The sequence below is a fragment of the Klebsiella sp. JN_Kp127 genome (assembly GCF_040062505.1).
GTDB classification, from domain to species: Bacteria; Pseudomonadota; Gammaproteobacteria; order Enterobacterales; family Enterobacteriaceae; genus Klebsiella; species Klebsiella quasipneumoniae.
Window position 1 is genome coordinate 64,774 of sequence record NZ_JBEAHS010000007.1, and the last position, 25,093, is coordinate 89,866.

At 60.0% G+C, this 25,093-nt stretch carries 27 protein-coding genes; 10 read left to right on the plus strand and 17 right to left on the minus strand.

Annotation, left to right across the window (positions count from 1 at the left end):
• Positions 1-211 precede the first annotated feature (211 nt).
• The 6 genes from ABLV04_RS05150 (at position 212) to ABLV04_RS05175 (ending at position 6,992) form a co-directional block, all read left to right on the plus strand.
• A complete protein-coding gene (locus ABLV04_RS05150) occupies positions 212-2,575 on the plus strand; it encodes a TonB-dependent receptor (RefSeq protein ID WP_147733572.1) in 2,364 nt (787 codons plus the stop codon).
• A gap of 70 nt (positions 2,576-2,645) precedes the next feature.
• Positions 2,646-3,677, plus strand: coding sequence for a ChuX/HutX family heme-like substrate-binding protein (locus ABLV04_RS05155; protein ID WP_147733571.1), 1,032 nt, complete (start codon positions 2,646-2,648; stop codon positions 3,675-3,677).
• Positions 3,674-4,492, plus strand: coding sequence for a hemin ABC transporter substrate-binding protein (locus ABLV04_RS05160; RefSeq protein ID WP_110238256.1), 819 nt, complete (start codon positions 3,674-3,676; stop codon positions 4,490-4,492). The genes ABLV04_RS05155 and ABLV04_RS05160 overlap by 4 nt, the downstream gene beginning before the upstream one ends.
• Positions 4,492-5,487: an iron ABC transporter permease gene (locus tag ABLV04_RS05165; protein ID WP_101992545.1), complete on the plus strand. Its 996-nt coding sequence runs from the start codon at positions 4,492-4,494 to the stop codon at positions 5,485-5,487. Before ABLV04_RS05160 ends, ABLV04_RS05165 begins: the two co-directional genes overlap by 1 nt.
• Positions 5,480-6,259, plus strand: coding sequence for a heme ABC transporter ATP-binding protein (locus tag ABLV04_RS05170; protein WP_147733570.1), 780 nt, complete (start codon positions 5,480-5,482; stop codon positions 6,257-6,259). Before ABLV04_RS05165 ends, ABLV04_RS05170 begins: the two co-directional genes overlap by 8 nt.
• Before the next feature lie 115 nt (positions 6,260-6,374).
• A complete protein-coding gene (locus ABLV04_RS05175; RefSeq protein WP_147733569.1) occupies positions 6,375-6,992 on the plus strand; it encodes a Fic family protein in 618 nt (205 codons plus the stop codon).
• On the opposite strand, the gene ABLV04_RS05180 is transcribed toward ABLV04_RS05175, so the two are convergent.
• Positions 6,989-7,156, minus strand: a complete 168-nt coding sequence (locus ABLV04_RS05180) for a hypothetical protein (RefSeq protein WP_162838135.1) — start codon at positions 7,154-7,156, stop codon at positions 6,989-6,991. The genes ABLV04_RS05175 and ABLV04_RS05180 overlap by 4 nt on opposite strands.
• A 296-nt stretch (positions 7,157-7,452) precedes the next feature.
• Here ABLV04_RS05180 and mutS point away from each other — a divergent pair, with 296 nt between their 5' ends.
• Positions 7,453-10,014 carry a DNA mismatch repair protein MutS gene (mutS, locus tag ABLV04_RS05185; protein ID WP_043520744.1) on the plus strand — a complete coding sequence of 854 codons (2,562 nt, stop codon included), beginning with the start codon at positions 7,453-7,455 and terminating at the stop codon, positions 10,012-10,014.
• Positions 10,015-10,132: 118 nt separating this feature from the next.
• On the opposite strand, the gene ABLV04_RS05190 is transcribed toward mutS, so the two are convergent.
• From ABLV04_RS05190 to ABLV04_RS05205, 4 genes are all read right to left on the minus strand, one after another.
• The gene (locus ABLV04_RS05190; RefSeq protein ID WP_147733567.1) at positions 10,133-10,285 is read right to left on the minus strand and encodes a Hok/Gef family protein; all 153 of its coding nucleotides are present in this window, start codon (positions 10,283-10,285) and stop codon (positions 10,133-10,135) included.
• Positions 10,286-10,716: 431 nt separating this feature from the next.
• A complete protein-coding gene (locus ABLV04_RS05195; protein WP_032453899.1) occupies positions 10,717-10,953 on the minus strand; it encodes a non-oxidative hydroxyarylic acid decarboxylases subunit D in 237 nt (78 codons plus the stop codon).
• A gap of 10 nt (positions 10,954-10,963) precedes the next feature.
• On the minus strand, positions 10,964-12,391 hold the full coding sequence (locus ABLV04_RS05200; RefSeq protein WP_004205612.1) for a non-oxidative hydroxyarylic acid decarboxylases subunit C: 1,428 nt from the start codon (positions 12,389-12,391) through the stop codon (positions 10,964-10,966).
• On the minus strand, positions 12,391-12,984 hold the full coding sequence (locus ABLV04_RS05205) for a non-oxidative hydroxyarylic acid decarboxylases subunit B (RefSeq protein ID WP_023290814.1): 594 nt from the start codon (positions 12,982-12,984) through the stop codon (positions 12,391-12,393). Before ABLV04_RS05205 ends, ABLV04_RS05200 begins: the two co-directional genes overlap by 1 nt.
• Before the next feature lie 172 nt (positions 12,985-13,156).
• Here ABLV04_RS05205 and ABLV04_RS05210 point away from each other — a divergent pair, with 172 nt between their 5' ends.
• Positions 13,157-13,564 carry a MarR family transcriptional regulator gene (locus tag ABLV04_RS05210; protein ID WP_023290815.1) on the plus strand — a complete coding sequence of 136 codons (408 nt, stop codon included), beginning with the start codon at positions 13,157-13,159 and terminating at the stop codon, positions 13,562-13,564.
• 8 nt (positions 13,565-13,572) lie between these two features.
• Here ABLV04_RS05210 and ABLV04_RS05215 read toward each other — a convergent pair whose 3' ends face one another.
• Positions 13,573-14,460, minus strand: coding sequence for a LysR family transcriptional regulator (locus ABLV04_RS05215; RefSeq protein ID WP_147733566.1), 888 nt, complete (start codon positions 14,458-14,460; stop codon positions 13,573-13,575).
• A gap of 108 nt (positions 14,461-14,568) precedes the next feature.
• Between ABLV04_RS05215 and ABLV04_RS05220 the strand changes: the two genes are divergently transcribed.
• Both ABLV04_RS05220 and ABLV04_RS05225 read left to right on the plus strand, forming a co-directional pair.
• Positions 14,569-15,771, plus strand: coding sequence for an MFS transporter (locus ABLV04_RS05220; RefSeq protein WP_110243428.1), 1,203 nt, complete (start codon positions 14,569-14,571; stop codon positions 15,769-15,771).
• Positions 15,768-16,145, plus strand: coding sequence for a DUF4440 domain-containing protein (locus ABLV04_RS05225; protein ID WP_147733564.1), 378 nt, complete (start codon positions 15,768-15,770; stop codon positions 16,143-16,145). The genes ABLV04_RS05220 and ABLV04_RS05225 overlap by 4 nt, the downstream gene beginning before the upstream one ends.
• Positions 16,146-16,197: 52 nt before the next feature.
• Here ABLV04_RS05225 and rpoS read toward each other — a convergent pair whose 3' ends face one another.
• The 11 genes from rpoS to cysN form a co-directional block, all read right to left on the minus strand.
• The gene (rpoS, locus tag ABLV04_RS05230) at positions 16,198-17,190 is read right to left on the minus strand and encodes an RNA polymerase sigma factor RpoS (RefSeq protein WP_002915106.1); all 993 of its coding nucleotides are present in this window, start codon (positions 17,188-17,190) and stop codon (positions 16,198-16,200) included.
• Positions 17,191-17,348: 158 nt separating this feature from the next.
• Positions 17,349-18,479 carry a murein hydrolase activator NlpD gene (gene nlpD / locus ABLV04_RS05235; RefSeq protein WP_023290819.1) on the minus strand — a complete coding sequence of 377 codons (1,131 nt, stop codon included), beginning with the start codon at positions 18,477-18,479 and terminating at the stop codon, positions 17,349-17,351.
• Positions 18,480-18,604: 125 nt separating this feature from the next.
• Entirely contained in the window at positions 18,605-19,231 is a 627-nt protein-coding gene (locus ABLV04_RS05240; protein WP_023290820.1) for a protein-L-isoaspartate(D-aspartate) O-methyltransferase, read from the minus strand.
• Positions 19,225-19,986, minus strand: coding sequence for a 5'/3'-nucleotidase SurE (surE, locus tag ABLV04_RS05245; protein ID WP_004205600.1), 762 nt, complete (start codon positions 19,984-19,986; stop codon positions 19,225-19,227). Before surE ends, ABLV04_RS05240 begins: the two co-directional genes overlap by 7 nt.
• Positions 19,967-21,016 (minus strand): tRNA pseudouridine(13) synthase TruD, encoded by a 1,050-nt coding sequence (truD, locus tag ABLV04_RS05250; protein WP_032453903.1) that lies wholly within the window; start codon positions 21,014-21,016, stop codon positions 19,967-19,969. The genes surE and truD overlap by 20 nt, the downstream gene beginning before the upstream one ends.
• Complete coding sequence (ispF, locus tag ABLV04_RS05255) at positions 21,013-21,492, minus strand: 2-C-methyl-D-erythritol 2,4-cyclodiphosphate synthase (protein WP_004181093.1); 480 nt, start codon at positions 21,490-21,492, stop codon at positions 21,013-21,015. The genes truD and ispF overlap by 4 nt, the downstream gene beginning before the upstream one ends.
• Entirely contained in the window at positions 21,492-22,202 is a 711-nt protein-coding gene (gene ispD / locus ABLV04_RS05260) for a 2-C-methyl-D-erythritol 4-phosphate cytidylyltransferase (RefSeq protein ID WP_017899180.1), read from the minus strand. Before ispD ends, ispF begins: the two co-directional genes overlap by 1 nt.
• 19 nt (positions 22,203-22,221) lie before the next feature.
• Positions 22,222-22,539, minus strand: a complete 318-nt coding sequence (gene ftsB, locus ABLV04_RS05265; RefSeq protein ID WP_002915156.1) for a cell division protein FtsB — start codon at positions 22,537-22,539, stop codon at positions 22,222-22,224.
• Positions 22,540-22,679: 140 nt separating this feature from the next.
• On the minus strand, positions 22,680-23,006 hold the full coding sequence (locus ABLV04_RS05270; protein ID WP_004205590.1) for a DUF3561 family protein: 327 nt from the start codon (positions 23,004-23,006) through the stop codon (positions 22,680-22,682).
• Between the two features lie 50 nt (positions 23,007-23,056).
• Positions 23,057-23,662 carry an adenylyl-sulfate kinase gene (cysC, locus tag ABLV04_RS05275; protein ID WP_002915158.1) on the minus strand — a complete coding sequence of 202 codons (606 nt, stop codon included), beginning with the start codon at positions 23,660-23,662 and terminating at the stop codon, positions 23,057-23,059.
• Positions 23,662-25,089, minus strand: coding sequence for a sulfate adenylyltransferase subunit CysN (cysN, locus tag ABLV04_RS05280; protein WP_023290822.1), 1,428 nt, complete (start codon positions 25,087-25,089; stop codon positions 23,662-23,664). Before cysN ends, cysC begins: the two co-directional genes overlap by 1 nt.
• Positions 25,090-25,093: the final 4 nt, after the last annotated feature.

Sequence of the window (25,093 nt, forward strand, 5' to 3'; positions counted from 1 at the left end):
ATCTCGCTCAGGCTGAAAGGGCACAGTGTAAACAAAGTGCAGTTTAAATGAGGAATACATGAATATTTTGTTGCAAACGAAAATACCTATCATTACCATTCGCAATCAACAAATGGAGTGAGACACTATCCGCAACGGAAAAGACGGAGCAACCTGCAACTCTGGAAGTAACGCGTGAGCCGATACTAATAACGATCAAGGCGTGGCGACTATGTACAAATCGACTCCGTCAGCAGCAGGGTGTAAAAAACGCCTGCTGGTGACCTCTTTGCTTGCAGCAATTTATCAAACTTCTGCCGTCGCAGCAGGCACTTCCGCCATCGGCGGCGAGGCGGTGGATGACACCTCGGAACAAATGACCGTCACCGCTCCCGCGCCGGCGCAAAAAGCCGGTAACGAGCACAGCATCAGCGCCCGGGAGCTGGAGGACAAAGGCGCTAACGATTTCGGCTCGATCATGCGCTATGAACCGCTCATCAGCGCCACCGGGGCCAGCGGCGGCTCCGGCAACGGCAAAAGCGGCTTCGACCGCGGGGGCTACACCGGCTACAACATTCGCGGCATGGAGAGCAACCGCGTCGGTATCGACGTGGACGGTATCGCCCAGCCCAACGCCACCGGCCGCGGCTACGTCGGCCGCTCGGGGCTCAATACCTTCGGCATCGGCCGCGATTATATCGACCCGTATATGTACGGCAGCGTGGATATCCAGTCCGGCGCCACCTCGACGGAAACGGCCAACAGCGCCATCGGAGGGAATGTATCCTTCCGCCCGAAATCGGCGGATGATTACCTGCGCCCGGGCAAAACCAGCGCCTTCGGCTATCGCAGCGGCTACGACTCCGCGGATCGCAGCTGGCACAACGGGGTGACCGTCGCCGGCGGCGATGAGTTCCTGCGCGGCATTTTGGTCTACAGCCGCCGCGACGGCCAGGAAACCGAAAATAACAGCGGCACCGTCGACGCCTACCCGGCGAACTGGCACTCCGATGCCTTTCTGGCCTCCGGGATCTGGCAGCCCAACGACGAGCACAAGCTAACCAGCACCTTCGACTATTACCACAAAACCAACCACACCCACTACGATACCTGGGATTCCAGCGGCAACAGCACCATCGGCACCGCCAACCAGACCAGCCAGACCCGACGCTGGGGCCTGAGCCTGAAGGATGACTGGACGCCGATGAATGACTACCTCGACAGCGTCTCCACGAAAATCTACTACCAGCATACCGAAGCCCATGACTGGACGTATATGCCGGACAGCGTCACCCGCAGAATGCAGACGGTGAACTCCAACTACGACACCGACACCTGGGGCCTGCAGACCGCGCTGGCGAAAACCCTGGGCCGCCACGATCTGAGCGCCGGTTTCAACGCCAGCACCAGCAAAACCCAGCGGCCGTTCAGCCAGTCGCCGATCCCCAGCGTTTACAGCGAGATCATGCAGCCGGAGGCGGACAGCCGCAGCTACACTCTCGGCGGCTTTGTCCAGGATAAGATCAACTTCGACCTTGATAGCCACAACTTCGCCATTATTCCCGGCGTGCGCGTGGTGCATCAATCGACAAAGCCGGAAAATCTGTCCGACCTTGCCGCCAACAGCAGCGCGCTGACCGAATCGTCGGTGGCGAATCTGTACGGTAAAAACAGCGATACCCAGGTTCTGCCGTCGTTGACCTTCCAGTACGACCTCACCCCGCGCCTGATGACCTACCTGCAGTACCAGCGCGGCGCGCAGTTCCCCAACGCCAGCCAGCTGTATGGATCCTGGAACCTTGGGTCCAGCTACGCCGGCAGCCAGCAGTATGCCCTGATCGGCAATACCGATCTGAAGACGGAAACCAGCGATAATCTCGAGTGGGGGCTGAAGGGGGAAGTTACCGAAGGCATCACCCTGCGCACAGCGCTGTTCTACAACAGCTATAAGAACTTTATCGCCTATACCCGCTATACCCGGGCGAATAATCCGGGCCAGTTCACTAACGTGCCGTCGAATATCTACACCATTTATCAGGCGGAAAACCGCGATAAAGCCTATATCTACGGCGGTGAAATTAGCACTAAATTTAACTTTGGCACCTGGTATGAGCAGGTGGACGGCCTGAGCGCCACCCTCGCCTTCGGCTATAGCGAAGGGAAATCGAAATCCAGCTACAGCGGCGATAAATACGTCGACCTCGACAGCGTAGCGCCGATGAAAGCTATCGTCGGCGTGGCGTGGGACGATCCGGCGAAACGCTACGGCACCGCCCTGACGGCGACCTTCGTCAAGGGGAAACAGGCGACCGCCACCAACCGCGAAAGCTACAGCAACAGCGGGTCCGCCATCGCCGATGCCAGCAGCGACTATATGCGCGTGCCGGGCTACGGCATGCTGGACTGGACCGCGTACTGGCAGGTGGCGAAAAACGTGCGCCTCAATGGCGGGGTCTACAACCTCACCGATCGTAAATACTGGGATTACCTGAGCAGCCGCAATATCGAGACCGGCACCAACCAGGACGCCAATGATAAAGCGCTGGCGGTCATGCCGGGCCGCACCTGGCAGCTTGGGGTCAACGTCGACTTCTGATTGCCCGAATAACAACTCACCTGCCCCGGCCCGCCGGCCGGGGATATTGAACATTGAGAAGGATATGATTATGCCCAATGCCCACCCCGATCTGTGGCAGCACTACCAGGCCACCAAAGCGTCCAGCACCGCAAAATATGCCCGCGATATCGCCGCGGAAATGGGGATCAGCGAAGCCGAGCTGACCGCCGCCCGCCTCGGTCACGATGCCGTGCGCCTGATCGATGACGCCCGGGCGCTGATTGCCGCCCTGGAGCGCGTCGGTGAAACCAAATGCATCTGTCGCAACGAGTATGCCGTGCATGAGCAGGTGGGCCAGTTCACGCACCAGCACCTCAGCGGCCACACCGGGCTGGTGCTGAACCCGCGCGCGCTCGACCTGCGTCTGTTCCTCAGCCAGTGGGCCAGCGCCTTCCATCTGAACGATAACGGTCGCCAGAGCATTCAGTTTTTCGACCACCACGGCGATGCGCTGCTGAAAGTCTATGCGACCACGCAGACCGACATGGCGGCCTGGGACACCCTGATCGCGGAACATCGGGTGGCGGCCCCGGCGCCGCTGGTTCTGCGCCCGCTGGAGCCGGTGAAATATGCCGAGAGCGCCGACGGCGCCGCCCTGGAGAACGACTGGCGCGCGATGACCGACGTACACCAGTTCTTCGGTCTGCTGCGTAAATATCAGCTTTCCCGCCAGCAGGCCTTCCGCCTGGTGAGCGACGACCTCGCCTGCCGCGTTGATCGCCATGCGCTGCCAGCGCTACTGGAGACGGTGCGCCAGGAGGGCAATGAAATCATGATCTTCGTCGGCAATCGCGGCTGCGTGCAGATCTTCACCGGCGCCCTGGAAAAGCTGGCGCCGATGCGCGGCTGGCTGAATATCTTCAATCCCACCTTTACCCTGCATCTGCGTGAAGAGAGCCTCGATGAAGTGTGGGTGACCCGCAAGCCGACCTCAGACGGACACGTCACCAGCGTCGAGCTGTTCGCCAAAGACGGCACCCAGATCGCCCAGCTCTATGGCCAGCGCAGCGAGGGCCACCCCGAGCAGGCGCAATGGCGCCAGCAGGTGGATCGTCTGACCCGCGAAGGACTGCCCGCATGATGCGCTGGTTACTGCTTCTCATCGCCTTCCCGTTGCTGAGCCACGCCGCCGTGGAGCGGCTCGTCACCCTCGGCGGCGATGTCACTGAGATCGTCTATGCCCTTGGCGCGCAACAGAGCCTAGTCGCCCGGGACAGCACCAGCAGCTGGCCCCCGGCGGCGCAAAAGCTGCCGGATGTCGGCTACCTGCGGCAGCTGAACGCCGAGGGGATCCTCGCATTACGTCCGCAGCTGGTGCTAGCGAGCGCCCAGGCGCAGCCCTCGCTGGTTTTACACAAGGTGCAGGCGAGCGGGGTGAAGGTGGTAAACGTGCCGGGCGGCGAAAGCCTGGCCGCGATCGATAGCAAAGTGGCCGTCATTGCCGAAGCGTTAGGCAAAACCCCGGCAGGCGACGCGCTGCGCCAGCAGCTTCAGCAACAGATCGCCGCCATTCCAACGCAGCCGATTGCCAGGCGGGTGCTGTTTATTCTCAGCCACGGCGGAATGAATACCCTGGTGGCCGGGCAACGCACCGCGGCCGATGGCGCCATTCACGCCGCCGGGCTGCAGAACGCGATGCAGGGCTTCGACCACTATCGGGCGATGTCGCAGGAGGGGGTGGCCGCCAGCCAGGCGGATCTGGTGGTGATCTCCGCCGATGGTCTCAAAGGGATGGGCGGCGAAGCCGGGCTGTGGAAACTGCCCGGCCTGGCGCAGACCCCGGCGGGGCGTCATAAGCAGCTGCTGACGATCGACGATATGGCCCTGCTCGGCTTTGGGCCGCGCACCCCGCAGGCGATTATCGCGCTGCGTGAAAAAGCGGAGCATCTGCCCTGATGCGCCCTGCCCTCGCCCGCCGTTTGCTGTTGATGACGCTGCTGCTGGTCCTGCTGACGCTGTTCGCCACCACCCTTGGCGCGATGCGTTTGCCGCTGGCCAGCCTGCTGCCCGCCGGGGATGAGATGCTGCGCCACATCTGGCTGACCATCCGTCTGCCGCGGGTGCTGCTGGCCCTGCTGGTAGGCGCGGCGCTGGCCCTCTCCGGCTGCGTGATGCAGGGGCTGTTTCGCAACCCGCTTGCCGACCCGGGCCTGCTGGGCATCAGCAGCGGCGCCGCGCTGGCGGTGGCCTGCTGGCTGGTGCTCCCGCTCTCCGCAACGGGGCTGATCGCCCTGTATATGCCGATGCTGGCGGCGTTTATCGGCAGCCTGGCGGTGATGGTGGTGATTTTTATCCTCAGCCGGGCGGAGGAGGGGTCGCTGTCGCGCCTGCTGCTGGTGGGGATCGCCATCAACGCGCTGTGCGGGGCGCTGGTCGGCGTGCTGGCCTGGCTGAGCAACGACGCCCAGCTGCGCCAGCTGTCGCTGTGGGGCATGGGCAGTCTGGGCCAGGCCGAGTGGCCGACCCTGTTGGTGGCTGCGACCCTGATCATCCCGGCGGCGCTGGCGGTGTGGTGGATGGCCTCCCGCCTGAATTTGCTGCAGCTCGGCGATGAAGAAGCGCACTATCTCGGGGTCAACGTGCGGGCGCTGCAGCGCTGGCTGCTGCTGTGCAGCGCGGTGCTGGTGGCCGCGGCGGTGGCCATCAGCGGCGTCATCGGCTTTATTGGCCTGGTGGTGCCGCACCTGATGCGCCTGTGGCTGGGGCCGGACCATCGCGGGCTGATCCCCGGCTCGCTGCTGGCCGGCGCGATCCTGCTTCTGCTGGCCGACACCCTGGCCCGCACCGTGGCGGCGCCGGCGGAGATGCCGGTCGGTCTGCTCACCAGCCTGCTGGGCGCCCCCTGGTTTCTGTGGCTGGTCTTTCGTCGGGAGAACCCCAAACATGGCTAATGAATATTGCGCGCAGGGGCTGGCGCTTCGCCTCGGCCAGCGGCAGATTATCGACAACATCTCCGTCGCGCTGCGCGGCGGCGAGATGACGGCGCTTATCGGGCCGAACGGCGCTGGCAAATCCACCCTGCTGCGGCTGCTGACCGGGTACCTGACCCCGGATAGCGGTACCCGCCGTCTGGCGGGCACGCCGCTGGAGGCGTGGTCACCCGAGGCGCTGGCGCGCCGGCGGGCGGTCATGCTACAGCGCACGGCCCTGCAGGCCGACTGGACGGTGGAAACGGTCATCGCCATGGGGCGCTCGCCGTGGGGCCCGACCGCGGACCCGGCGGAGCTGGCGGCGGTAATGGCCGTCACCGGCTGCGATGACCTTGTCGGCCGCCGCTATCCCGCCCTTTCCGGCGGCGAGCAGCAGCGGGTGCAGCTCGCCCGCTGTCTGGCGCAGCTGTGGCGCGACGGCGCGCCGCAGGGCTGGCTGTTTCTCGATGAGCCCACCTCGGCGCTGGACCTTTACTATCAACAGCATCTGCTGCGCTTGCTCAAAAGGCTCACCGCCGGCGGGCAACTGCACGTGTGCGTGGTGCTGCATGACCTTAACCTCGCCGCCCTGTGGGCCGACCGCATCCTGCTGCTTCACCAGGGCCGCCTGGTCGCCCAGGGGACGCCGCAGGAGGTGATCCAACAGTCGGTTATCCATCGCTGGTACGGGGCGGATGTCCGCCTCGGCCAGCATCCGGACAACGCGGCCCCCCAGGTCTATCTGGCGCCGTAACCCCCGCGCGGCGCAACTGGAATCCGGATCGCGCCGCGCGCGTTCGGTATTACACCGCAAAAGCTGATGAGCATTATACTTTCATATCTATCAGCGTTCCCTTTTGAGGGTCCCCATGAGCCGATACACAGTTGCTGGCAGCGAAGGCCAGTATGAGAAAAATTCAGGTGAACGGGTTTTGGCTAATAAACTCGGGATTGCTGACGCAAATGAGATGGATAGCGTAGAACTGGTACTGCTGGAACAACTTTATCGCTCGGTTTTTGAGGAACACTTTCCAACCGGATTGCTCAACGTCAATATCCTGAAAAAGTGGCATTATCGCTGGTTAGGCAATATCTATGCATGGGCAGGCCAGGAAAGAACGGTCAATATCAGCAAAGGCGATTTTATGTTCGCCCCTTCAACACAGCTGGCTAAACTGCTAAACGATTTTGATAAGAAATACCTTGCTCATTATACGCCTTGTTCAGGCATGAGTGAATTGCAGCTCACAGAAGCTATCGCAGTCACACATGTTGAATTGATCCTCATCCATCCATTCAGAGAGGGTAACGGGCGTTTATCACGATTATTAGCTGATGTGATGGCGGTGCAGGCTGGCTATAAACCGCTGAATTATCAAAGCTGGGAACAAAACAAAACCCAGTATATATCGGCTATCCATGCAGGTTTGACTCTGGACTATCGACCGATGAAACACTGGGTCAGCATGGCCTTAAGAAGGGATTAGGCAAGACGAAGATGCGCATATTTTTTGCGCGCGGCTTCAAGACTCTCTTCAACTCTGGCTGAGGGTTGCCCTGTCTCGACCGCGGTTGATGTCGCAACAGAACGAACGATGTCAGCGCGGGAAGGTCTGGCGTATGTGGCCTGATCTTTTTTGTTGTGACTCATGGCATCTCCCTTTTCATTCACCTGATGGTTTCAGTATATCAAGGATCGTTGCTAACTGCTGCCGTTAAGGCTTATCCAGGGAAATATCGGATAGGGCTTTTTTGAACCGGTAACTGCACATCCTGATGCTGGCTTGTGATGACTCATCCCCCTCTGCAACTGGAATCCGGATCGCGCCGCGCGCCTTCGTCAGTTTCCCTCGCCTGCCCATCTCCGTTATCATGTCTCATCCATGTGATAACGACGAAAACAACAAAATCGCAGCTATTTCAAATCAGGGATCTGGATAACACCCCATGAGCACAATTGACAATCTCGACGCCCACACGCCGATGATGCAGCAGTATCTCAAGCTGAAGGCGCAACATCCTGACATTCTGCTGTTTTACCGGATGGGGGATTTTTACGAGCTGTTTTATGACGATGCGAAACGCGCGTCGCAGCTGCTCGATATCTCGCTGACCAAACGCGGCGCCTCCGCGGGCGAACCCATTCCCATGGCCGGCATCCCCCACCACGCGGTGGAAAACTATCTTGCGAAACTGGTTAATCAGGGCGAGTCGGTAGCTATTTGCGAGCAGATAGGCGACCCGGCCACCACCAAAGGGCCGGTCGAGCGTAAAGTGGTGCGTATCGTCACGCCGGGCACCATCAGCGATGAAGCGCTGCTGCAGGAGCGTCAGGACAACCTGCTGGCCGCCATCTGGCAGGACAGCAAAGGCTTTGGCTACGCAACGCTGGACATCAGCTCCGGCCGCTTCCGCCTGAGCGAACCGGCCGACCGCGAAACCATGGCGGCAGAGCTGCAGCGCACTAATCCGGCGGAGCTGCTGTATGCGGAAGATTTTGCCGAATCGTCGCTGATCGAAGGCCGCCGCGGCCTGCGCCGTCGCCCGCTGTGGGAATTTGAAATCGACACCGCGCGCCAGCAGCTTAACCTGCAGTTCGGCACCCGCGATCTGGTCGGCTTCGGCGTGGAAAACGCCCCCCGCGGCCTGTGCGCCGCCGGCTGCCTGCTGCAGTATGTCAAAGACACCCAGCGCACCTCGCTGCCGCATATTCGCTCCATCACCATGGAGCGCCAGCAGGACAGCATCATCATGGATGCCGCCACCCGCCGTAACCTCGAGATCACCCAGAATCTCGCCGGCGGCACCGATAACACTCTGGCCTCGGTACTCGACTGTACGGTGACGCCGATGGGCAGCCGGATGCTCAAGCGCTGGCTGCATATGCCGGTCCGCGATACCGCCGTGCTGGTGGAGCGCCAGCAGACCATCGGCGCGCTGCAGGAGCGCTATACCGAGCTGCAGCCGGTACTGCGCCAGGTTGGCGATCTGGAACGTATTCTGGCGCGTCTGGCGCTGCGTACCGCCCGTCCACGCGATTTAGCCCGCATGCGTCATGCCCTGCAGCAGTTGCCCCTGCTGCGCGAGCAGCTGGCTGACGTTGACAGTCAGCCGGTGCAAAAATTGCGCGAAAAAATGGGCGAGTTTAGCGAACTGCGCGAACTGCTGGAGCGCGCGGTGATCGACGCCCCGCCGGTGCTGGTCCGCGACGGCGGGGTCATCGCTCCAGGCTACAGCGCAGAGCTGGACGAGTGGCGGGCGCTGGCCGATGGCGCCACCGATTATCTCGATAAGCTGGAGATCCGCGAGCGCGAGCGGCTGGGCCTCGACACCCTGAAGGTCGGCTACAACGCCGTCCACGGCTACTACATCCAGATCAGCCGCGGCCAGAGCCACCTCGCGCCGATCCACTACGTGCGTCGCCAGACGCTGAAAAACGCCGAACGCTATATTATTCCTGAGCTGAAGGAATACGAAGATAAGGTGCTGACCTCCAAGGGCAAAGCGCTGGCGCTGGAAAAGCAGCTTTATGACGAACTGTTCGACCTGCTGCTGCCGCACCTTGCCGACCTGCAGGCGAGCGCCAGCGCGCTGGCCGAGCTGGACGTGCTGGTCAACCTGGCGGAACGCGCGGAAACCCTCAACTACTGCTGCCCGACCTTTAGCGATAAGCCGGGCATTCGCATCAGCGAAGGCCGCCATCCGGTGGTCGAGCAGGTGCTGAAAGAGCCGTTTATCGCCAACCCGCTGCAGCTGGCGCCGCAGCGGCGGATGCTGATCATCACCGGGCCGAACATGGGCGGTAAAAGTACCTATATGCGCCAGACCGCGCTGATTGCGCTGCTGGCCTATATCGGCAGCTACGTCCCGGCGCAGAAGGTGGAGATAGGCCCCATCGATCGCATCTTTACCCGCGTCGGCGCGGCGGATGACCTGGCCAGCGGCCGCTCGACCTTTATGGTGGAGATGACTGAAACCGCCAATATCCTGCACAACGCCACTGAACACAGCCTGGTGCTGATGGATGAGATTGGCCGCGGTACGTCCACCTACGACGGTCTGTCGCTGGCATGGGCCTGTGCGGAAAATCTCGCCAACAAAATCAAGGCGCTGACGCTGTTCGCCACCCACTACTTCGAGCTCACTCAGCTGCCGGAGAAAATGGAAGGCGTCGCCAACGTCCATCTCGACGCGCTGGAGCATGGCGACACCATCGCCTTTATGCACAGCGTGCAGGATGGCGCGGCCAGCAAGAGCTACGGCCTGGCGGTCGCCGCGCTGGCCGGGGTGCCGAAAGAGGTGATCAAGCGCGCGCGGCAGAAACTGCGCGAGCTGGAGAGTATCTCGCCCAACGCGGCGGCGACCCAGGTCGACGGCACGCAGATGTCGCTGCTCGCCGCTCCGGAAGAGACCTCGCCTGCGGTTGAGGCGCTGGAGAATCTTGATCCGGACTCCCTGACCCCGCGTCAGGCGCTGGAGTGGATCTACCGTCTGAAAAGTCTGGTCTAGCGCCCCATTAAGGTGAAAAACGGCAGCGCCGCTCAGCGCTGCCGTTTTAACAAACTAAAAATGGGTGCAAGAGGATGCGTCCTGACAACCAATACGCGGGGTTGCCCCCGCGCGGATGCTACTTCTTCGATTCGTAAGCGAGAACAGCTTTAAACTCAATACTACGCTCTTTAATACTCAGCTCGCATAGCGAGCTGTGCACCAACAGCGTAAATCCCAGTACCGTAATACAGAGTACGACGATTGCCACAAGGGCATATTTTGTCAGCATATCTTGCCTCCCTGCAAAGAAGAGACTAACATCTGAATTGTCTATGTTCATTCGCTAGCCTCAGTTGATAGAAATATCTCCTGGGGCTTTCGTCTGTCTGGGGTCCTGGTCTTGCTCAAGGCCAGACAGCCTCAAGCACCCGCCGCTATTCTATACTCGTCAGGGCGTGAAATTTATCTGCAAGGAATTAATCAGACGGATTTTATAATAATCTGGAAGCCGACTCGCAAAGTCGCCTCATTATATTACTCCTTTACATAATTTCTGGATTTAATGAATAAATAAAATTTATTATTTTGCGAAATATAAAAAAGCCGACGGAGAGATTATCCCAGTCGGCGTGATGGTCGCAGGCAGTTTGCGCACGACCCAGTTTTAAAATGGCAGGTAAAATAACCTTAACAGGATAAGCCCTTAGCGGGCTCTTTTCATTAACGCTTATCTTCCGACAATAGCGGCGGGACGTGCGGCACCTGCGGCGCCTCATCAATATCTTTCTGCGTCATCCGGAACGCTTCGGGATAGTGCTCACGGCTGGTGCGGCGCAGCGGCTCGGTATCCCGCCAGGTATACAGACAGTGCTGGCACTGATACACCGTCCAGACTCCTTTCACCGGCGATTTCGCCATGACGTCAATCTTTTCATCGGCGCAACGTGGACAAATCATCTTCTTCTCCTTATTTACGGTTGGCCAGCATAGCGGTCAGTTTTTCAGCCCAGGCTTTGGTTTCCGGCAGATCCTGCACCGGCTGGCTGTAGTGGCCGCGAAGGTCCGGCGCAACCGGGGTGGTGGCGTCGATAATTAGCTTGTCGGTGATGCCCGCCGGGCTGGAGCCTGGGTCAAGTTCAAGGACCGACATGTTCGGCAACTGCACCAGGTCTCCCGCCGGGTTAACCTTCGAGGAGAGCGCCCACATCACCTGCGGCAGGTTGAACGGGTCAACGTCTTCATCAACCATGATCACCATCTTCACATAGCCGAGGCCGTGGGGAGTGGTCATCGCCCGCAAACCCACCGCGCGGGCAAAACCGCCGTAGCGTTTTTTGGTGGAGATAATCGCCAGCAGACCGTGGGTGTACATAGCGTTGACCGCCTGCACTTCCGGGAACTCTGCCTTCAGCTGCTGATACAGCGGCACGCAGGTGGCCGGGCCCATCAGATAGTCGATTTCGGTCCACGGCATACCGAGATAGAGCGATTCAAAAATCGGTTTGCTGCGATACGAGACTTTGTCGATGCGCACTACCGTCATGTTACGACCGCCGGAGTAGTGGCCGGTAAACTCACCGAACGGCCCCTCTATCTCACGCTTACGGCCTTCAATCACCCCTTCGAGGATCACTTCCGAACCCCAGGGCACGTCAAAGCCGGTCAGCGGCGCGGTGGCGATGGGATACGGGCTCTCGCGCAGCGCGCCGGCCATTTCATATTCTGACTGATCGTATTTCAGCGGCGTGGCGCCCATCAGGGTGATAATCGGGTCGTTACCGAGGGTAATGGCGATCGGCAGGTCTTCCCCGCGCTCTTCCGCTTTATGCAGATGCAGGGCGATATCGTGCATCGGCACCGGCTGCAGGCCGAGCTTACGCTTGCCTTTCACTTCCATACGGTAGATACCGACGTTTTGCTTACCGAAGTTGTCAGGGTCAAGCGGATCGCGCGAAACGACACAGGCTTTGTCGAGGTAGAACCCGCCGTCGCCATCGTTGAGGCGGAACAGCGGCAGAATATCGAACAGGTTGATATCATCGCCATCCACGGTGTTTTCCGCCCATGCCGGGTTGGCGCGGCGCTCTGGCGTCACCGGGAAGTTATCCCAACGGCGGATGAATTCATCAATCTGCTTTTTCACCGGCGTGTTGGGCGGCAGGCCCAGCGAGATGGCATGGTTCTGCCACGAGCCGATGGTGTTCATCGTCACCCGGGCGTCGGTAAAGCCGCGAATATTATCGAACCACAGCGCCGGGGCGCCGTCGCCGATGCGTCCGGTGGCATTGGCTGCCGCCGCCAGGTCTGGCTCAGCGTTCACCTCCTCACTGATTTTCAGCAGTTGTCCCTGGTCATCCAGCGCCTGCAAAAAGCTGCGCAAATCATCAAAAGCCATTATTCGATCTCCTGTGCTAATTGTTCTGCCGTGCGCAAGCCGTTCCAGCGGCGCGCTTTGTGATAGTCGAGGCCAAACTGATCCAGCACCCGGGTCACAATGTGGTTGGTGATATCGTCAACCGTCTCCGGGTGGTTATAGTAAGCCGGCATCGGCGGCACCATCGCCACGCCCATACGGGACAGCGCCAGCATGTTCTCCAGATGGATCGTGCTGAGCGGCATTTCCCGCGGGACCAGCACCAGCTTGCGCCCCTCTTTAAGCACCACGTCCGCCGCGCGTCCCACCAGCCCCTCAGCATAGCCTGCGCGAATGCCTGCCAGCGTTTTCATACTGCAGGGAATCACGATCATGCCGTCGGTACGAAATGAACCTGATGAGATGGTGGCGGCCTGGTCGGCCGGGCTGTGGGAAAAGTCCGCCAGCGCGGCCACTTCCCGTGCCGTCCAGGGCGTTTCCAGCTCGATGGTGGTTTTGGCCCACTTCGACATCACCAGATGGGTTTCCACCTCCGGCATATCGCGCAGCGCCTGCAGTAATGCCACCCCAAGCGGAGCCCCGGTGGCCCCCGTCATCCCAACAATCAGTTTCATTCCAGACCTCATTCAATTTGTTCGTACACGAACTTTATGCTTAAATTACCCTCTCCTGAGCCGAATGACAAGATCGTTCGTGTACGTGCGCATTTTTAATCAAACAGGGAAAAGTTATAAAAAGGCGTACGAACGGCTATCATAGAGGTGACAGTTTTGTTACGGAGTATCCATGGAGTTACGAAACGAAGCATTCCACCTGCTGCGACAGCTTTTTCAACAACATACCGCCCGCTGGCAGCAGGCGTTACCGGACCTGACTAAGCCTCAGTATGCGGTGATGCGCTCGGTTGCGGAGCAGCCGGGGATCGAACAGGTGGTGCTGATTGAAGCGGCGGTCAGTACGAAGGCCACGCTGGCGGAGATGCTCAGCCGGATGGAAGCGCGCGGCCTGGTGCGCCGGGAGCACGATCCGGCCGATAAACGCCGCCGTTTTGTCTATCTGACCGACGAAGGCGAGGCGCTGCTTAACCGTTCCATTCCGCAAGGCAATGAGGTCGATGACGAGTTTCTTGGCCGCCTGAGCGATGATGAACGCGAACAGTTCTCCCGGCTGGTGCGTAAAATGATGGTTCCCTGAGCAAGCGCCTAGCCGAGCTGCTCGCGCAGGAAGTCGATAAACGTCCGCACCCGGGTCGGCATATGCTGCGCATCGGGATAAAGGGCATACACTCCCTGCGGCGGGAAATGGTATTCCGGCAGGACAGCCACCAGCTCCCGCTGCGCCTGTTTACCGGCCACCAGCCAGGCTGGCAGCAAAGCGATGCCGCATCCGGCCAGAGCAAAGCTCATCAGCGCCGTGGCGCTGTCGGCTGAAAACCGTGGCGCGTTGACTATCGTAAAATCCACCTCTGCCTGTTCATCCGTTCGCAGCAGCCAGCGCAGCGGGGCCGGCAGACGCTCGTGAATAATCCAGTCAGCTTGCGCCAGATCGGACAGCGTCAGCACCGGATGGCTCGCCAGCCAGGCCGGGGAGGCGACGGGCAGGATCGCGAAACTGGCTATCCGCGTCGCCCGATAGCGGGAATCGGCCAGCGTACCGAGGCGTATCGCCACGTCAAATCGTTCGGAGATAAGATCCGCATGATGGGAGGACGAGACGTGCCGCACCCGTAGCGCCGGATGATGACGGGAAAACGCCGCCAGCGCCGGGATGATGACCTGCGCGCCATACTCCGGCGTGGTGGTGATCCGCAGCTCTCCGCTTAAACCGCTATGGCTGGCCCGGACCTCATCCTGCAGATTTTCCGCCGCTTTGAGCAGCGCCACCCCACGCTGATAGAACAGCGCCCCGGCGTCAGTGAGCCGCAGACGGCGCGTCGAGCGCAGCAGCAGCGTCACCCCCAGCTCATTTTCCAGTTGCCGTACGTTAAAGCTGACCACCGCCTTGGTCTGCCCCAGCGCCGCGGCGGCCTGGGTAAAGCTGCCGGCGTCCACCACGGCGATAAACATGGTCACACGCTGAAGGTTTAGCATCGTCGTCCGGATGATTGTCAAAAATATTCAGACAGTATATCCCGATTCGCCCCGTTTATCCCCCGCGGCGCCGGGTTTACAGTAGCCGCCTGTCTGAGGGAGTGAATCATGACCTATCGCCACCGCGTTGCCACCGTTTTTCTGTTCGGCTTTTTTCTCGACCTAATCAATATGTTTATCGCCAGCATTGCCTTCCCGGCTATCAGCCACGAGCTGGCGGTGTCCGTCTCGCAGCTGGCGTGGGTCAGCAATGCCTATATTCTTGGCCTGACGGCCGTCGTACCGTTCAGCGCCTGGCTTAGCCAGCGCTGTGGGCCAAAACGGCTGTTTTTACTCTCGCTGGGGCTGTTCAGCCTCGGCGCGCTGGCATCGGGGCTGGCCCATAGCCTGGGTGAGCTGATTTTCTGGCGTACGCTGCAGGGGATGGGCGGCGGGCTGTTAATCCCCCTCGGCCAGGCGCTGACGTGGCCGCTGTTTCAGCCGCAGGAGCGGGCGAAGCTGTCGGCGGCGGTGATGCTGGTCGGCCTGCTGGCGCCCGCCTGCTCGCCGGCGATCGGGGGTCTGCTCGTCCAGGCGTTCAGCTGGCGCTGGGTCTTTTTCGCCAGCCTGCCTGTCGCCCTGCTTACCTTTATGCTGGCGGCGCGATGGCTAAACGACAGCCCCGCTCCCGTCCGGCCGACCCGCTTTCTCCCGCTGTCATTGCTGGCCGATCCTCTCCTGCGCTTCGCCATGCTGATCTATCTCTGCGTACCGGGGATGTTTATTGCCGTCAACGTGGTGGGAATGTTCTACCTGCAACGCGTCACCGGGATGGCGCCGGGGGCCACTGGCGCCCTGATGGTGCCGTGGTCGCTGGCCTCGTTTGCCGCCATCACCTTTACCGGCAGGTATTTCAACCGCTTCGGGCCACGGCCGCTGGTGATGGTCGGCTGCCTGCTACAGGCGGCGGGGATCCTGCTGCTGCTGCAGGTCGATGCGCACAGCCCGCTGGCGCTGTTGATTCTGGCCTTTACGCTGATGGGCGGCGGAGGCAGCTTATGCAGCAGCACCGCGCAAAGCAGCGCTTTCCTGCATACGCCTGGCGAAGAGATGCCTGACGCCAGCGCGCTGTGGAATCTTAACCGCCAGCTCAGCTTCTTTGCCGGCAGCGCGCTGCTCGCCCTGCTGTTGAGGGTCTTCCCGCCGGCCTACGCCTGGCAGGGCGCGTTTAGCTGCGCCGCCGCCATAACCCTGTTGCCGCTGCTGTTTTGCCTGCGGCTGAATAATCGGGCGATTATCCATCGCCTGCACACTACTCTGGAGAAGTCATGAACCCTTATCTGCAGGAAGTCGTCGACGCCCATGTCCTTATCGAACGCTGGTTAAGCCAGGGGGAAGGAAGCGCTGAGGCGCTGATGAGCCGCTTTGCCGCCGAATTCACCATGATCCCTCTGAGCGGCGAGAAGATGGACTACCCGACGGTGAGCCGTTTTTTCCACCAGGCGGGCGCAAGCCGCCCGGAATTACACATTGTGGTGGATCAGGCGAAAATCATCAGCGAGTGGCACGACGGCGCCGCCGTGCTGTACCGTGAACGCCAAACGCTGGCGGATGGCAGTGAGAACGTACGCTGGTCGACGGTGATTTTTCAGCAAGCGGAAGGGAAAATTGTCTGGCGCCATCTGCAGGAAACCCGCCTCGGCTAGCGCAAAGAAAAAGGCCCCGTCTTTCGAGGGGGCCTTTTTGAGAGAAAAGATCTTATTCGCGGAAGAGCGCTTCGATATTCAGTCCTTGCCCCTGCAGAATTTCCCGCAGGCGACGCAGACCTTCCACCTGGATCTGACGCACACGCTCGCGAGTGAGGCCAATTTCACGGCCCACATCTTCCAGGGTGGCGGCTTCATAACCCAGCAGACCGAAACGACGCGCCAGAACCTCACGCTGCTTGGCGTTCAGTTCGAACAGCCATTTAACGATGCTTTGTTTCATATCATCGTCCTGCGTGGTGTCTTCCGGGCCGTTCTCTTTCTCATCGGCCAGAATATCCAGCAGCGCTTTTTCTGAATCGCCACCCAGCGGGGTATCCACCGAGGTGATGCGCTCGTTCAGACGCAGCATACGGCTGACGTCATCGACCGGTTTGTCCAGCTGTTCGGCAATCTCTTCCGCGCTCGGCTCGTGGTCCAGCTTGTGGGACAACTCGCGCGCGGTACGCAGATAGACGTTCAGCTCTTTGACAATGTGGATCGGCAAACGGATCGTACGGGTTTGGTTCATGATCGCCCGTTCAATGGTCTGGCGGATCCACCAGGTCGCATAGGTCGAAAAACGGAACCCACGTTCCGGGTCAAACTTCTCAACGGCGCGGATCAGGCCGAGGTTACCTTCTTCAATCAGATCCAGCAGCGCCAGACCACGATTGCTGTAACGACGGGCAATCTTCACCACCAGACGCAGGTTGCTTTCAATCATGCGACGGCGTGAAGCGACATCACCACGCAGTGCGCGACGCGCGAAATAGACTTCCTCTTCCGCGGTCAGCAGTGGGGAATAACCAATCTCTCCAAGATAAAGCTGAGTGGCGTCAAGCACGCGTTGGGTTGCGCCTTGCGACAGCAGCTCTTCCTCAGCCAGATCGCTATCACTGGGTTCCTCTTCTACTAAGGCCTTCTCGTCGAAAACCTCAATTCCGTTCTCATCAAATTCCGCGTCTTCATTTAAATCATGAACTTTCAGCGTATTCTGACTCATAAAGGTGGCTCCTACCCGTGATCCCTGAGCAAAGCACCTTCCACGGCGCATCAACAAAAGACGCCAGGACGATTTCCCCTACTCCTCTCAGCGAGAGGCGCATAGACACCGCCCTGGCGCCTGTTAGCTAATGCTTCGCTTATCCGTACTTTGCCAAATTATCGCTGCGGTAAGTACTGCAGCGGGTTGACGGATTTCCCCTTGTAACGAATTTCAAAATGTAATCTTGTTGAGCTGGTTCCGGTGCTACCCATGGTAGCGATTTTCTGCCCCGCTTTGACTTCCTGTTGCTCCCGAACCAGCATGGTATCGTTATGAGCGTAGGCACTCAGGTAATCATCGTTATGTTTGATGATAATAAGATTACCGTAGCCGCGCAGTGCGTTACCGGCATAGACGACGCGCCCATCGGCGGTCGCGACAATAGCCTGTCCTTTACTGCCTGCAATGTCGATACCTTTATTGCCGCCTTCCGCGCCACTAAAGTTCTCAATAACTTTGCCATCAGTCGGCCAGCGCCATGATGAGATCGGCGAACTGGTTGACGTACTGCTTGCAGTCGGCTGGGTTGTGCTCACCGTTGTAGGTGCCGTCACCGGCGCGACAACCGTCGAGGTCGTGGTCGCTGGTTTATTATTAGGCAACATCTTGGTAGCACTTTGTTCACCTGAGGATTCAGAATACGTAATAGTCGGTTGTGAAGCAACCACCGCGGTCGATTTTTGTGCAGAAGTTGTGGTGGCCGTCGCACCGCCGCTCGCCCTTGCGCTGGCCTGAGAAACGGCGTTTTCACCGGTGATCGGCTGGCCTGAAGCGTTGCCGACCTGCAGCACCTGACCGACGTTCAGGGCGTACGGGGCCGGGACATTGTTGCGTTGCGCCAGGTCACGGAAATCGTTGCCGGTGACCCAGGCGATATAGAACAGGGTGTCGCCGCGTTTGACCGTATAGGTACTGCCGCCGGTATAGCTACCTTTCGGAATATCGCCATATTTGCGGTTGTATACGATCTTGCCATTCACCGTCTGCACCGGCTCCTGCGCCATTGGCTGCGGCTGAATAGTCTGGGTCTGCACCGGCTGGATCGGCTGCGCCTGAGGAGCAGACTGGACGCCGGAGGATGGCGGCGTAATCAACATGCCGGAATTGGTGCTGGAAGAAGCGGCACCGCCGGCAGAGCTCACCGGCGCAGGCGGATTATTGGTGTTGGTACATCCGGCCAGCCAGAGTGAAACCAGTGAAAGAGCCGCAATACGGCTGACGGTAAATTTGGTGCTTCCCGCGCTCATTTATCCCCCAGGAATATGTTAACTGCCAATATCTTGCTTACCGGGCGACGCCCGGCCAGGACACTGAAAAATGTGTCCACCCTACGCCTAAAGTCAGGCAAAAAAAACCTGGAATAATCCGGGTCTCAGGCCAGCTCCCCTTTCACCAGGGGAACAAAGCGAACGGCCTCGACGGTATCAATGATAAATTCGTTGCCCCGGCGACGGATCCGTTTGAGAAACTGATGCTCCTCGCCGACCGGCAGTACCAGCACGCCGTCGTCATCCAGCTGCGCCAGCAGCGCGGTCGGTATTTCCGGCGGCGCCGCCGTCACAATAATGGCATCAAACGGCGCCCGCGCCTGCCAACCTTGCCACCCATCGCCATGACGGGTTGAAACATTATGTAAATCAAGTTGTTTCAGGCGACGACGCGCCTGCCACTGTAAACTCTTAATTCGCTCTACCGAGCAAACGTGATGCACCAGGTGCGCCAGGATGGCCGTCTGGTAACCGGAACCGGTGCCGATCTCCAGCACCCGCGACTCCGGCGTCAGCGCCAGCAGCTCGGTCATCCGCGCCACCATGTACGGCTGGGAGATGGTTTGCCCCTGGCCAATCGGCAGCGCGGTGTTTTCCCACGCTTTATGTTCAAAGGCTTCATCAACAAATTTTTCGCGCGGGACGCGCGCGATCGCCTCGAGGACACGTTCATCGACGATGCCCTGCGTGCGCAGTTGATTCAACAAACTTTCAACACGTTTACTTACCATTGCCTGTCAACCCCGACACGTTCCAGCCAATCGGTGACCACCTCATGCGCCTGATGGGCGGTTAAATCGACGTGCAATGGCGTAACGGAAACATAGCCTTCATCCACTGCCGCAAAATCGGTGCCCGGCCCGGCGTCGCGCTTATCGCCCGGCGGGCCAATCCAGTAAAGGGTATTGCCGCGCGGATCCTTTTGCGGGATCACCTGGTCGGCAGGATGGCGGTTGCCGCAGCGGGTCACGCGGATACCTTTGATCTGGTCAAGGGGCAGGTCCGGGACATTGACGTTGAGGATCCGCCCGGTGCGCAGCGGTTCACGGCTGAGTCCGCGCAGGAGAGTGCAGGTCACCGCCGCGGCGGTGTCGTAGTGTTGATAGCCATTGAGCGACACGGCCAGCGCGGGGAACCCCAGATGGCGGCCTTCCATCGCCGCCGCCACGGTGCCGGAGTAAATGACGTCATCGCCCAGGTTGGGCCCGGCGTTGATTCCGGAAACGACGATGTCCGGACGCGGGCGCATCAGCGCGTTCACGCCAAGGTAGACGCAGTCCGTCGGCGTCCCCATCTGGACGGCGATATCGCCATTTTCATAGGTAAAGGTGCGCAGTGACGATTCCAGCGTCAGCGAATTCGAAGCTCCGCTGCGGTTACGATCGGGTGCAACCACCTGGACCTCGGCAAACTCCCTTAAGGCCTTCGCCAGGGTCTGTATCCCCGGCGCATGGATCCCGTCATCGTTACTCAGCAATATTCGCATAGTCACCCGTTGTATTGATAAGCTCCCTGACCACGCTGGTGGCGAAGCTGCCCGCCGGCAGCCAGAAACGCAGTTCAACGGTTACATCATCCCACCAGTTCCAGCTCAGCTGCTGCGGATAGAGGAGCATCGCCCGGCGCGCCGCCTCGACTTTCTCCCGCACCAGCAGTGTCTGCAGCAAGGTTTCCTCGGCGATGGCGGCCTGCTCGGCGGCCAGAGCGTCGCGCTGGCTTCCCCAGTCGCCGCTGCCCGGCAGCGCAGCCGTGATCATCAGTTCGCGGTTATGCACCCGCGCCTGCGAAACCTCGAGTTCTTCCGGTGTGACGACAAACCAGCTCCCACGCCCCGCTAATTGTAGCGCATCGCCATCAACAACCTGATTAAATTCCGTTTTTTTTAATCTAATACTGACTTGCTGATTAAACAACGCGCTGCGGGCCGCCGACAACCAAAAACTGCGCTTATTGCGATCGCGCACCGGCGCGCCGCTCTCCGCCCAGCGCAGCGCGCCCTGCAGATTGCTGCCGCCGATGCCAAAGCGCTGAGCGCCGAAATAGTTCGGCACGCCCCGTTCAGCGATGGCCTGCAGACGCGTCTCCACCTCCTGGCGATCGCTTACCTCGCGCAGGATCAGGGTAAACTGGTTGCCCTTCAGCGCGCCTAATCGCAGCTTACGCTTATGGCGGGCATATTCCAGTACCTGGCAGCCCTCGAGCTGAAATTTGCTCAGATCCGGCATCTCTTTGCCGGGCACCCGGGCGCACAGCCACTGCTCGGTGACGGCGTGCTTATCTTTTTGCCCGGCGAAGCTCACTTCACGGGCATGGATTTTGAGGAATTTCGCCAGCGCATCGGCGACAAAGCGCGTATTGCAGCCGTTTTTGAGGATCCGCACCAGCACGTGCTCGCCTTCGCCGTCCGGGGCGAAGCCCAGGTCTTCCACCACCAGGAAATCTTCCGGATTGGCTTTCAGCAGCCCGCTGCTCTGCGGCTTGCCGTGCAGCCAGGTCAGTTGGTCAAAGGCGATCATTTGTCGGCCTTACGCAGCAGCGCGACCGCTTCGCAGGCGATCCCTTCCCCGCGGCCGGTGAAACCCAGCTTCTCGGTGGTGGTCGCTTTCACGTTGACGTCGTCCATATGGCAGCCGAGATCTTCAGCGATAAAAACGCGCATCTGCGGGATATGCGGCAGCATTTTCGGCGCCTGGGCGATAATGGTGACGTCGACGTTGCCGAGCGTATAGCCTTTGGCCTGAATGCGGCGCCACGCTTCGCGCAGCAGTTCGCGGCTGTCGGCGCCTTTAAACGCCGGATCGGTATCCGGGAACAGCTTGCCAATATCGCCGAGCGCCGCGGCGCCCAGCAGCGCATCGGTCAGCGCATGCAGCGCGACGTCGCCGTCGGAGTGGGCCAGCAGCCCTTTTTCATAAGGAATGCGTACCCCGCCAATGATGATTGGGCCTTCACCGCCAAAAGCGTGTACGTCAAAACCATGTCCAATTCGCATTAAGCTTTCTCCTGGTGTCGGGAACGGGTGAGGTAAAATTCCGCCAGCGCCAGATCTTCCGGGCGCGTCACTTTAATATTATCAGCGCGTCCGGCGACCAGCTGCGGATGGAAGCCGCAGTACTCCAGCGCCGAGGCTTCATCGGTGATGGTGGCCCCCTCGTTCAGCGCCCGGGTGAGGCAATCCACCAGCAGCTCGCGAGGGAAAAATTGCGGGGTGAGCGCGTGCCACAGGTCATTACGATCGACGGTATGGGCGACGGCGGTTTTACCCGGCTCGGCGCGCTTCATGGTGTCCCGCACCGGCGCTGCGAGGATCCCGCCGACGCGGCTGGTTTCACAGAGTGCCAGCAGGCGGCTGAGGTCATCCTGATGCAGGCAGGGGCGCGCGGCGTCATGCACCAGCACCCACTGCGCCTCCGGCAACGCCTGCAGGCCGGCGAGCACCGAATCGGCGCGCTCGGCGCCGCCATCCACGACGGTAATTTGCGGGTGCTGGGCCAGCGGCAGCTGGCTGAAGCGCCGATCGCCGGGGCTGACGGCAATCACCACGCGCTGGACGCGCGGATCCGCCAGCAGCGCGGCGACCGCATGTTCGAGAATCGTTTTGTTACCGATTGAGAGATATTGTTTCGGGCATTCCGTTTGCATGCGGCGGCCGAAACCGGCTGCCGGCACCACGGCGCAAATGCCCGGAAAAGTGGCTGCCATGTTGTAATCCTGGGCCTGGTTATCGATTGTTCTGCTGTTGCCCCGATGCCTGGTTGCGTTTAGACGCATCCGGTACCAGACGATAGAAGGTTTCGCCCGGGCGGGTCATGCTGAGTTCATTGCGCGCACGCTCCTCGATCGCTTCCTGACCGCCGTTGAGGTCGTCAATTTCGGCAAACAGCTGATCGTTGCGTGCTTTTAATTTGGCGTTAGTCGCCTGCTGGGCGGTGACGTCGTCGTTAACCCGCGTGTAGTCATGCAGGCCATTTTTACCGAACCACAGCGAATACTGTAGCCAGACCAGCAAAGCTAATAATAGCAGCGTTAGTTTACCCATCCTGCCCCCTGAAAAACGGCATCATCATCCCAAAACTCGCCCGGGTACGCTACCGGGGCGCGCGGACGATGCCGCGTAACGCGGGGACTGTACCATATTTTTGCTGCTGATACCCATGCTTGATTCATACCAGAAACGGGTTATCCCAACAGCCAGAGGAAGAGGAGCGCAAACATCAGCCCGACGGTCAGGATGGTCGCGCTGGCGCTATAGAGCAGTTTGCCATTGAGCAGAGAGTGCAGCGCAATACCGACCACCACCGCCACCGGCATCAACGCAAGGAAGAATGGCCAGGTGTAGAGGAGGAAGAAAAGTGTATTACTGCCATAGAGAAGGAAGGGAATACCCAGCGCCAGCAGCCATGAAATAAAGCCCACGGCAGCGCCCGACAAAGACCAGGTGGTCTCGTCGCCGGTCGCCGGAGGCGGTTCTGAACGAATAATACTGAGGTTCTGGGTATTGCGCATATCGAATCCTGTAGACCGGGCAACCGGCACCCCTCGATGCCGCTGCCGTTTCAGGATCTGATAATATCGCTCTGTTGCAGCAGGTCTAATAGTTGGTGCACCAAATTTGTTACCAATTGTTCACCATCCAGATGAATTTCCGCCTTTTCCGGTGCCTCATAGACCGAGTCTATACCGGTGAAATTGCGTAATTCCCCTGCACGCGCCTTCTTATACAATCCTTTCGGATCCCGCGCCTCGCAGATGGCCAGCGGGGTATCGACGAACACTTCGATAAAGCGTCCCTCCCCCAGGCGCTCGCGCACCATCTGTCGCTCCGCGCGGTGCGGAGATATAAATGCCGTCAATACAACCAGCCCGGCATCGACCATCAGCCTGGCCACTTCACCGACGCGGCGAATGTTCTCTTTGCGATCCTCATCACTGAATCCCAGGTCGCTGCACAAGCCATGACGTACGTTATCGCCGTCCAGCAGATAGGTGCTGACGCCGCGCTCATGCAAGGCTTCCTCCAGCGCCCCGGCGACGGTGGATTTACCCGACCCCGAAAGGCCGGTAAACCACAACACCACGCCGCGATGGCCGTGATGCTGTTCCCGCTGCTGCTGGGTCACAGGATGGGCATGCCAGACGACGTTTTCGTCATGCTGGGCCATTATTTGCCTCCCAGCAGGTCGCGGGCGTCCCAGTGCGGGAAGTGTTTGCGGATCAGCTGGTTCAGTTCCAGCTCGAAAGCGCTGTACTGCGATGCCGACGTCGGCGCCTGCAGGTGCGGCTCGTTGACCATCCCGGCGCCGACGGTGACGTTGGTCAGACGATCGATAAAGATAAGCCCGCCGGTCACTGGGTTTTGCTGATAGGGATCCAGCACTAAAGGTTCGTCAAAGGTCAGCTCCACCAGCCCGATGCCGTTCAGCGGCAGAGACTCGACTTCACGCTGGGTCAGGTTGTTAATATCTACCTGGTAACGGATAGCGTCCACGCGGGCGCGGGTCTTCTTACCGGCGATTTTGATGTCGTAGCTCTGCCCCGGGGTCAACGCCTGCTCGGCCATCCACACCACGTCGATGCTGGCGCTTTGCACCGCCGGCAGCGTGGCTTGCGCGTCAACCAGCAGGTCGCCGCGGCTGATGTCGATTTCATCTTTCAGCACAATGGTAATGGCTTCCCCGGCGGCGGCTTCCTGCAGATCGCCGTCGAAGGTGACGATACGCGCCACGCTCGATTCGACGCCCGACGGCAGCACCTTCAGACGCTGGCCGACCTGCACGGTACCGGAGGCGACCGTACCGGAGAAGCCGCGGAAATCGAGGTTCGGACGGTTAACATACTGCACCGGGAAGCGCAGCGGTTGGCTCTCCACTACCCGTTGGATCTCCACCGTTTCGAGGACTTCCAGCAGAGTCGGGCCGCTGTACCACGGCATGTTCGCGCTCTGGCTGGCGACATTATCGCCCTCCAGCGCCGACAGCGGCACAAAGCGAATATCGAGGTTGCCCGGCAGCTGCTCGGCAAAAGTCAGGTAAGCTTCACGGATCTCGTTGAAGCGCGCTTCGCTAAACTCGACGAGATCCATTTTGTTGACCGCCACCACCAGGTGTTTAATGCCCAGCAGGGTGGAGATAAAGCTGTGTCGGCGGGTCTGGTCGAGCACGCCTTTACGCGCGTCGATCAGCAGGATCGCCAGATCGCAGGTGGACGCGCCGGTGGCCATATTGCGGGTGTACTGCTCGTGCCCCGGGGTGTCGGCGATGATAAATTTGCGTTTTTCCGTCGAGAAGTAGCGATAGGCCACGTCGATGGTGATGCCCTGCTCGCGCTCGGCCTGCAGGCCATCCACCAGCAGCGCCAGGTCCAGTTTTTCGCCCTGGGTGCCGTGACGCTTGCTGTCGTTGTGCAGCGAAGAGAGCTGATCTTCATAGATCTGGCGGGTATCGTGCAGCAGACGGCCAATCAGGGTGCTTTTACCGTCATCGACGCTGCCGCAGGTCAGAAAACGCAGCAGGCTCTTGTGCTGTTGCGCGTGCAGATAAGCTTCTACGCCGCCTTCATTGGCAATTTGTTGGGCAATGGTCGTGTTCATGGCG